This window comes from Streptomyces sp. CB02923 (assembly GCF_001905005.1).
In the GTDB taxonomy this organism is placed as follows: domain Bacteria; phylum Actinomycetota; class Actinomycetes; order Streptomycetales; family Streptomycetaceae; genus Streptomyces.
Genome location: NZ_LWKZ01000023.1, coordinates 554,326 through 564,253 on the forward strand (window position 1 = coordinate 554,326; position 9,928 = coordinate 564,253).

General features: G+C 73.8%; 4 protein-coding genes. All 4 read left to right on the forward strand.

The window, feature by feature from the left end; translation table 11 throughout:
• Positions 1-31: 31 nt before the first annotated feature.
• The gene (locus A6A06_RS20915) at positions 32-2,920 is read left to right on the forward strand and encodes an AAA family ATPase (RefSeq protein WP_073762800.1); all 2,889 of its coding nucleotides are present in this window, start codon (positions 32-34) and stop codon (positions 2,918-2,920) included.
• 19 nt (positions 2,921-2,939) lie between these two features.
• Positions 2,940-5,753, forward strand: a complete 2,814-nt coding sequence (locus tag A6A06_RS20920; RefSeq protein ID WP_242440854.1) for an AAA family ATPase — start codon at positions 2,940-2,942, stop codon at positions 5,751-5,753.
• Positions 5,743-8,502 carry an ATP-binding protein gene (locus A6A06_RS20925; RefSeq protein ID WP_073762801.1) on the forward strand — a complete coding sequence of 920 codons (2,760 nt, stop codon included), beginning with the start codon at positions 5,743-5,745 and terminating at the stop codon, positions 8,500-8,502. The genes A6A06_RS20920 and A6A06_RS20925 overlap by 11 nt, the downstream gene beginning before the upstream one ends.
• A 435-nt stretch (positions 8,503-8,937) precedes the next feature.
• A complete protein-coding gene (locus A6A06_RS20930; protein ID WP_242440894.1) occupies positions 8,938-9,573 on the forward strand; it encodes a response regulator transcription factor in 636 nt (211 codons plus the stop codon).
• Positions 9,574-9,928 lie beyond the last annotated feature (355 nt).

Sequence of the window (9,928 nt, forward strand, 5' to 3'; positions counted from 1 at the left end):
TCTGTTGTGTCTCTGAGGTGCGAGGAGCTCTATGGTGCAGGACCGGAGCGTCAATTCCTGCTCGGACCGCACCGTGGTCGGCCGCACCGACGACCTGGCTGCCCTCAACCGCCTCGCCCGCGCGGCGCGCCGGGGACAGGTGGGCTCGGCGGTCGTGACCGGCCCGACCGGAATCGGCAAGTCCGCTCTCCTGGACGCCTTCCTGAGTGGGGACGTCTGCCGCCACGCGACGGTTCTGCACGCCCTCTGCGAAGAGGGCGCCGCGGGCGACTCCTTAGGATGCGTACGCGCCCTGCTCGGCCCGGCCGTGCAGGACGACGCCCCACTCGACGATGCCGCCCGCCGTGCCCTCGCCCCCGGCGCACTGACCGGTGAGCCGCCGCACGCCCCTGCCGTCCAGCGCGCCTTCCACGGCCTGTACCACCTCGCGGCGGACGAGCTGAGCCGTCGCCCGGTCGTCCTGGCCCTGGACGACGCCCATCACTGCGACGAGCTGTCCCTGCGCTGGCTGGACTTCCTGCTGCGCCGGGCCGAGGGCCTCCCGCTGCTCGTCGTCCTCACCCAGCAGGCCGAGGCCACCGCCCTCGCCCGCGCCGCCCCGGTCCACCGCGCCCTGGCGGTCCTCACCGCCCGCCACCGCAGCACGACGCTGCGCCTGCGGCCGCTGACCGAGACGGACGTCACCGAGGCCGTACGGCAGTTCTTCCCGGCACCCGCCGCCCCCGACTTCATCACCCGCGCCTCGGCTATGACGGGTGGCAACCCCCGCCTGCTGGACCGGCTGCTGCGCGAACTGCGGGACGAGGGCACCGGACCGGGCGTCGGCGGCGCCGACCGGATCACCGAGGCCGGCGGCCGCGTCCTGACGGGCTGGGTACGCGAACTCCTGGACCGCCGGCCGCCCTGGGTCGGCGAGGTCGCACGGGCGGTGGCGGTCCTCGGCGAGCGGGGCGCCGACCACGTGGGCGCCCTGGCCGCCGTCCCCGCCGACGACGCCCAGGACGCCCTGGGGGCGCTGCGCGAGGCCGGACTGCTGACGCCGGGCAGCAGACACCTCGCGGACGACGCGGTACGCGCGGCAGTACTGGCGCCGCTGGGCACCCAGGCACTGTCGGACCTGCGCACGCGGGCGGCCCTGCTCCTGAGCGACGCGGGCCGGCCCGCCGAAGAGATCGCCGCCCTCCTCCTGCCGCTGCCCTCGATATCCGAACCGTGGATGACCGGAGTCCTGCTGGAGGCCGCCGCCCGCGCCGAGGCGCGGAGCGACCCGGAGGCCGCGGCCCGCTGCCTGCAGCGGGTGCGCGAAGTGGACCCCGACTGCCTGGAGGTCCGCGTCCGGCTGGCCGGAGTGCTGGCCGAGACCGACCCGCCCGAAGCCATCGGCCTGCTCCGCGGCGCCCTGGTGCCCAGCGTCGACATCCGCACCCGGGCGAGGATCGCCGCACAGTTCGGCACCACCTGCCTGGCGGCCCGCGAGAGCTGCGCCTCCCTGGCCATGCTCGAAGAGATCCTGGACGCCCTCGACGCCGAACTCGGCCCCGACCCCCTGCCCGCCGACCGGGAACTGCGCACCCTCGTCGAGTCGGTGCTGCTGATCGTCGGGACCCACGGCCGCAGCACGATCGCCGCGACACGCAGGCGGGCGGCGGCGATGACCGTGCCCGAGGGCGACACCCCCGCCCAGCGCCAGAAGCTGGCGGCGATGGCCGTACTGACGGCACTCGACGACCAGGCCTCCGAACCCGCGGTGAGATACGCCCTGCGCGCGGCCGGCTCCCACCAGCTTCCCCTGAGGAGCTGGTCCCTGATCAACGCCGGGTTCGTGCTGACCCTCGCGGACCGCACCGAGGACGCGCTGCGCGCCCTGGACCGGCTGCTGGTCCCCGGCCGGGAGAACTCCGCCGCATGGACCTTCTCCCTGGCCCTGTCCAACCGGGCCCTGCTCCTGCACGGCCTGGGCGCACTCCCGGACGCGCTCGCGGACGCCAGGAAGGCGGTGCAGATCACCGACGCGGAACAGTGGCGCGAGTCGATGGTCCTGCCGCGCGTGGCCCTGGCGAGCGTACTGGTGGACCGGGGGGAAGCCGCACACGCCGAGAAGCTGCTGACCGGCACCGGACCCGCCTGGCGCGACCACTACGTGGGGGTCTACTACCGCTACCTGCTGGCCCTCGGCCGTGCCCGGCACGCCCTGGGGGACGCGGAAGGCGCACTGGCGCTGTTCCGTGAGTGCGGCAGGTCACTGGAGGCGGCCGGACTGCACCACGCCGCATACCTGCCGTGGTGGGCGGAGGCGGCCTGCGTGCTCGCGGAACTGGGCCGCGCCGACGAGGCCCGGGAGCCCGCCGCGTACGGCACGCGCCTCGCGCGAAGCTGGGGCACCCCCCGCGTCCTCGGTCTGGCCGCCCTGGCCCGCGGCGTGGCCACACCCGGCGAGGAGGGCGTGGCACTGCTGGGCGAGGCGGTGCGGGAACTGGCCTCCTCACCGGCCCGCGTCGAACACGCCCGCGCCGAACTCGTGCTGGGGCGCGCCCTGTTGGCGGCGGACGAGCGGCGTGCCGCGCGCGAACACCTGCGTGCGGCGGCCGACCTCGCCCAGCGCTGCGGTGCCCTCGCGCTGGGCCAGAGCGCCCGCGGCGCCCTGCAGGAGGCGGGCGGCCGGATGCGGAAGATGACCGCCTCGCCCCTGGACCTGCTCACCAGCATGGAACGCAAGGTCGCCGGCCTCGCCGCCGGCGGCGCAAGGAACCGCTCGATCGCCCAGTCGCTGCACGTCTCCGTGCGCACGGTCGAGACGCATCTGACCAACGTGTACCGCAAGCTGGGCATCGCCGAGCGCGCCCAGCTCGCCGTCGTTCTCCGCTGCCCGGACGTCAGCGGCGCGGCGCGGCAGGCTCCGCGGTCGCGCGGACAGCGTTGAGGCGGCCGGGGTGACGCCGGTGACAGGCCTGGAAGAAGAGCAGCTCTACGCGGGGTTCATACGGGCGGGACGTCGGCGTGCCGACCCGCCCCTTCTTGAACGCGAGGAAGAACAGGCGCAGTTGAAGAAGATGGTGGCCGCGCTCGGCGAAGGCCGGCCCGCCGTCGTCTCCGTGACCGGCCGCCCCGGGTTCGGCCACAACGCCCTGCTGCGCTGGACCGCCCGCCTGGCGGAGGAGCGCTCGGTGCGCGTCCTGCGCGTCAGCGGCTCCCTGGCCGAACGCGATCTGCGCTACGGAACCGTGACCCAACTCCTCGGCCTGCTGGGCGAGATGGCCGAACCCGCCCTGGACGCCCTGCGCGGACCCCGCGAGCCGGACGGCCTGCCGGGCCTTCCCGAACTCCTGCGCACCGCCCACCGCGTCCCCACGCTCGTGACGGTGGAGGACGCGCAGTGGCTGGACGCCGCCTCCCTCAACTGGCTCCAGGCCCTGGTACGCCGCCTGTCCACCGGCGTCCCCCTCGCCCTGCTCATCGCGCGCACCGGCCTGGACCCGCACGGCCCCGACTGGCTGGCCGAAGCCACCCCCTCCACGCGGCTGACCCGCCATCTGACCGTCCGCCCCCTGAGTTCCCGCGCGGTCGCCGCCCTCGTCGAGCGGATCTGCGGCACCCCGTGCGACGAGGCGTTCGCCGCCGCGGCCACCCACGCGTCGCTCGGCAGTCCCGCCGTACTGCGCTCGGCCCTCCAGTGCTTCACCGACGCCGGACACCGGCCGTCCGCCGACCGCGCCCCGCAGCTGCACACGCTGATCACCGGCATCATCGGCGACCGCGCGGGGCGCGCCCTGCGGGGCCTGACCGACGAGGCCACGGCCGTGCTGCGGGCGCTGGCCGTCGCGGGCGACCTGCTGGACTTCCCGCTGATCTGCGCCGTGGCCGGCCTGTGCACCGTGAGCGAATCCCGGCTGCGCGCGACGCTGGAAATGGCGGGCTTCACCGTCCCCGACGGCTCCTACGAGCGCATCCGTCTGCCCGTCGTCCAGGCCCGCATCCTGGAGGACATGCCCACCGCCGAGCGCACCGCCCTGTACGCCCGCGCCGCCCACCTCGCCTACCGGGCCGTGTCCGACGACGAGGACATCGCCCGCCTCCTCCTCCAGGCACCCCCCATCGGCGAGCCATGGGCGGTCCACGTGCTGCGCGGCAGTGCCGGCGCCGCCCTGCGCCGCGGCGACTTCGCCCGCGCCGCCACCTACCTCGACCGCGCCCTCGACGAGATCCAAGACCCCGTGCAACGCGCGCACATCAGCCTCGACCTGGCCGGCGCCGAGGCCGTCTCCGCCCCCGAGGCGAGCGACCGCAGGCTGGCCGCCCTCATCCGGAGCCAGGGCGAGGGCGAAGCCTGGTCCCAACTGCGGATACGTGCCCTGGACCTGATCCTGGCGCGCGGCGACGACGCCTGGGCCCGGCGCGCCGCCGCCGAGGCCCTCACCACCGCCCGCGGCACCGAACGCGACAACCTGATCGCGCTGTACTGGTACGCCGCCGAGACCGGCCCCGAAACCGGCGACGTCTCCGCCTTCGACGTCCCCGACATGCCCGTACACCCCCTCGCCCCCGCCCAGGCCGGCATCCGCGCCGGACAGCTCGCCGCACGCGGCCGGCACCGCGGGCGGGCCGCGGAGCTGGCCCGCCGGGCCCTGGACGCGGGCAACGCCGTCCCCGCCGTGATCCGCCTGGTCGCCGCCAGAGCGCTGTGGCTGACCGATGCCGCCACCGAAGCCGAGGACAGACTCGCCGCCATCGTCGCCGAACTGCGCCGCCGCCACTGCCACCCCGTCCTCGCCCGTGCCCTGACCATCCGCGCCGAACTGCACCTGCGCAGCGGCCGCCTGGACGCCGCCGACCGCGCCGCGGACGCCGCCGAACGGGCCATGCCCATCGCCGCCTGGCACCCCCTGGCCGCACCGCTCCTCATCGCCGTACGCGCCGTCGTCGCCCTGGAGACCCGCCGCTACGACGAGGCCCGCGCCCTGTCCGGAGCCCCCATGCCGCCCGGCGCCGAATACGGCATCCACTGGCCCGACCTGCTGTACGCCCGTGCCCGCGTGGCCACCGAGGAAGGGCGCTCGGCCGAGGCCGTCGAACTGTTCAAGGAGTGCGGACGCTGGCTGCTGCGCAGACAGTGGGCCAACCCCATCGTGCTGCCCTGGCGCTCGTCGGCCGCCCGTGCCTGCATCTCCCTCGGCGACCAGGAACAGGCCCAGCACCTGATCCTGGAAGAACTCGTCCTCGCCCGCCGCTGGGGCGCTCCCAGCGCACTGGGGCTGGCCCAGCTGTGCGCCGGATGCTTCGACCAGAAGGGTCTGGCCGCCGGCATCCGCGCACTGCCCCGCGTCCCGCGCGAGCTGCCCACCCGGCTCGCCTACGCCTGGGTCCTGGTCGAACTCGCCACCGAGGAGATCGCCAGGGGGAACCACGCCGCCGCCGCCCGCCTGCTGAAGGAACTGTCGCAGCGGACCGTGGCCCACACCTCCACCCGGCTCGCCGAACGCGTACGGTGGCTGACCGCCCGGCTGGAACAGCCCACCACCCCCGGCGACGCGGCCCTGCCCACCGGGTGGGGCGACCTGTCGCCCGCCGAGCGGCAGACCGCCGAACTGGCCCGCCGCGGCCTGGGCAACCGGGAGATCGCCGAACAGCTCGTGGTGAGCCGGCGCACCGTCGAGCACCGGCTGAGCAGTGCGTACAAGAAGCTGCACATCACCTCACGCAAGGAACTCCGCGCGCGGAGCAGGCCGATGGAAAGGGACGTCACGGATGTTGTATGAGCGGGAAACCGAATTGGCCCGCATCGACACCGCAGTACGTCGGGCACAGGCAGGCCGTTCCTCCGCACTGCTGCTGACCGGGCCCCTGGGCATCGGCCGGTCCACACTCCTCCAGGAGGCCGGGGCCCGGACCTCCGACGGCGTGAAGATACTCCGGGCCAACGCCGCCCCCATGGAGCAGGACTTCGCCTTCGGCATCGTCCACCAGCTCCTGGGGCCCGCCCTGTGCCGGGACCCCATGGCCCCCGGAGACCAGGGCGCTGTCCGGACGGACCTGACCGACGTCCTCCCCGCTCCCGGCGCTCCGGACGCCCTCGCCACCGAATCCGTACTGCACGGACTGCGGTCCCTGCTGGCCGAGACCTGTGCCACCACTCCCGTACTCCTCCTCATCGACGACTTGCAGTGGGCCGACCTGCCCTCCCTGCGCTGGCTCGCCTACCTGATCCGGCGCTCGCACGGGCTGCACGCCGCCCTCGTGTGCACCCTGCGCGACGGCGACCCCCGCGCCCAGCACCCGCTCGTCCGCGACATCGCGGACGCCGCGGAGATCCTGCGCCCGGCCCCGCTCTCGCTCGACAGCACCCGGGCCCTGATCCACCACCACCTGGGCGAACCCGCCGACGACAGCTACGCCCACGCCTGCCACGAGGCCTGCGCGGGCAACCCCCTCTTCCTCCATTCCGTCCTGCGCGACCTGGCCCTGACCGGGCATCGCCCCACCGCCGAACACGCCGGCCAGGCCCGCCTCCAGCGCCCCGCCCAGCTCCGCGACCGCCTGGCCGCCTGCCTGTTCGCCCAGCCCGCCCCCGTACGCGACCTGGCCGCGGCCGTCGCCGCCTTCGGGGACCACGGCGAGCCCGGCCTCATCCGGCGTCACGCCCGGCTGGACACCGTCGGCTTCCAGCAGGCCCTGCGCACCCTGCACCACCTCGGCCTGCTCGCCTCGCACGGCACCCCGCGCTTCATCCACCGCGTCGTCCGCGACGCCATGGACGCCGCCCTCACCGTCGCCGAACGCGAGCGCTCCCGGGACGCCGCGGCCGAACTCCTCCACCAGGCCGGCCGGCCCGCCGAGCACGTCGCGGACCTGCTGCTGACCGTCACCGCCACACACCGGCCGTGGGCCGTCAGGGTGCTGCGGACCGCCGCGCAGGCCGCGCTGCGCCGGGGCGCTCCGGGCGACGCCGTCCGCTACCTTCAGTGCGCCCTGCTCGGAAGCACGGGTGACTTCGCGCGCGCCCGCCTGCTGATCGAGCTGGCCGGCGCCGAACGCGCCATCGACCCCGCCGCCTGCGAGCGCCACATCGGCCAGGCCGTCCGCCTGCTGCCGTCGGCCACCGACCGGGCCGCCGCCTCGCTGCTCATCCCGCCCAACCTCCTGGGCGAGGCGCCCGCCTCGGCCGTGGACCTGCTGCGCCGCGTGTCCGAGGACCTCGACCCCATGGCGCGGCACCGGGGAAGTGCCCGCGCGATAGCCCTCCGCCTGGAAGCGCGCCTGTGGCACGCCGGTCACGAGAACCCGACGGAACTGACCGGTGCGGTGGAGCGTCTGCGCGCGCTGGGCGCCCCGCCTCCTCTGGACACCGGCGGGGACCGTGAACTGGCGGCCGTCCTGACCAACGCGGCGGTGCTCTCCAGCGCCGTACCGGCGCCGGATGTCGGCGCCCTGGCCAAAATGATCCTGGAACGCGAGCCGGTGACGGCGGCGCGCGCCTGTATTGCACTCCCGCTGGTCGCGGTGGCCCTGTACGCCACCGACTCGGTGGACGGCATCAACACCCGCCTGTCCTGCGAGCAGCACACCGCCCGCCCGGATGCGGTGGTGCACGCCGAGAACGCCCTGATCCAGCTCGCCTGCGGCCGTCTGGTCCAGGCCCGTGAAGAGGCCGACCGGGCCACCGAACTGGCCACCGCGGACTGGCGGGAACCCATCGCCGCCGTCCGGGCCGCGGTGGCCATGGAGACCGGCGACATCCAGCTGATCGAACGCCTCCTCGCGGACGCCGGGCAGCGCTGGACGGGCAGCCTCGGCCTGACGGCCATGCTGCAACTCCTCAAGGCCTCGCTCGACGCCCGCCGCGGCCGCGGCGTCCACGCCCTGGAATCCCTCCTGGCCTGCGGCCGCCGACTCGAAGCAGCCGGCTGGCGCAACTCCGCCCTTTACCCCTGGCGGCCCCGCGCGATCGTCCTCCACCACCGCTTGGGCGAGCCCCGCCCGGCGCTGGCTCTTGCGGAGGAGGAACTGGCCTGGGCGAGGCAGTGGGCGGCCCCCGCAGCCCTCGGCCGCGCCCTGCGGCTGAAGGCGCTCCTGCCCGGCGGAGGGGGCGTACCCGTCCTGCGCGAGTCCGCCGAGATCCTCCGCTCATCCGCCAACGCGCTCGAACGGGCCCGTACGCTCCTGCAGTTGGGCCGAGCACTGGAGAGCGGCAGGGAATCGAAGGCGGTGCTGCGCGAGGCCGCCGATCTCGCCACCGCCTGCGGCGCCCCCTGGATGACCGAACGTGCCTACGCGGCGCTGGGGACCGCCACCGCCCCGATTGCGGAAGCATCGCTCACCCAGAGTGAGCGCAAGGTCGTTTCCCTGGTGGACCGGGGGCTGACCAATCAGGAAATCGCCGATGAACTGGGTGTGAGCACCCGTGCGGTGGAGAAGCATCTGACCTCGTGTTACCGCAAGTTGGGGGTGGCCGGGCGACGTGAACTCCTGGGTGGGCGGAGCGGGGGAGGGGTGTTCCCGGCGCGCTGAGTGCGCCGCCGTGTGAGGTACGGCTTACCGGCGGTAAGCGGCGGGGAGTGTTCGGGGGGACCGAAAGGGTGGTGCGGGACCGTACCGTGCGGGAGCGGGACCACAGGTTTAGCGGTGGGGGGCCGGGGCGACGTTGACGCTTGTCTGGACCTCTCCCTAGTGTCGAATGTGTTGGGGAGGTCGGAAAACAGCCCCGGCAGCGACCGGGCCTTCGGATCGCCCGGCGCGTTCCATTCTCCGGATCTCTCTTTCTCGCTCAACTTCTCTTGTGTTCCTGGTTTGCAGACGGGGGTTGGAAAGGATGTCGGTCCCTTGAAGTTTTCTGCTCTGGTGGATTCTCCGCAGATTTCGGCAGGTCGGAGTGCGGTCGGCACGGTCGGTGCGCTCGGCACGTCCGGACGGCGGGAAGAGCGGCCGCCGTCCGACCGGCCAGGCATGTGCATGGCCGTGCTGGATCCGGCGCTGACGGTCCGTCAGGCCACCCAGGAATTCTTCCGTCACTTCGCGACCCCCGACGCGGCGTCCGTCGACGTACTCGCCTCTTCCCCCTCCGATTCCTCGGTCACCGCCCCCGATGTCTGCGGGCGTGATTTCCGCGAGCTGGTACACCCCAGCGTGCGGCAGCCGCTCATGCGGCAGTTCGAGCGGCTGCTGACCGGCCGCTGCGACCGCTTCACCGCGCAGGTGGTCGCGCTGAGATCGACAGGCGACCCGTTCACCGGCAACCTCACCGCCACCGCGGTGAGCGGCTACGCTCCCGAACCGGCCGCGGTCCTCGTCATGATGAAGTCCGGACAGAATGCGGAGGGCGACGCGGTGGTGGCACCGCGTAAGAAATTGCTCAGCGAGATCGACGCGCGAATCCTGGAAGGAATCGCGGCGGGCCTGTCCACGATTCCGCTGGCATCCCGGCTGTACCTCAGCCGGCAAGGTGTGGAATATCACGTCACCGGACTGCTGCGGAAACTGAAGGTACCCAACCGCGCCGCACTGGTCTCCCGCGCCTACGCGATGGGGGTGCTGACGGTGGGAACCTGGCCGCCCCGTGTCGTGGACGGCTTCATCAAGTAACACCCCCGTTCCCGGGGTTCGCCGCACACGGGCAACACGGGCCGGACCCTGTCCACAGGGCCCGGCCCGGTCCGAAAGCGAGCCCAGGGTACACAAGGCGCCGGGGACGCCGCGGAGCAACCGCGGCGCCCCGGCGCCTTCGCGTGCGGCCGGCACCGGGTCCGGCCGACTCTAGGGAATTCCCCGGCCGCCCCCGACGAGACTGTGCAGGTGGCGTGCGGGAAGTCGAGCTGCCTCGTGCAGGGCACGCAGAAACTCAGTCGCTGTGGAACAGCCGTCCCCAGTGCCGGATGTCCACAACGAAATCCTCTGCTGTCCGCCGTTCTTGAGATGGGTTGGGTCGAACGTGGCGAAC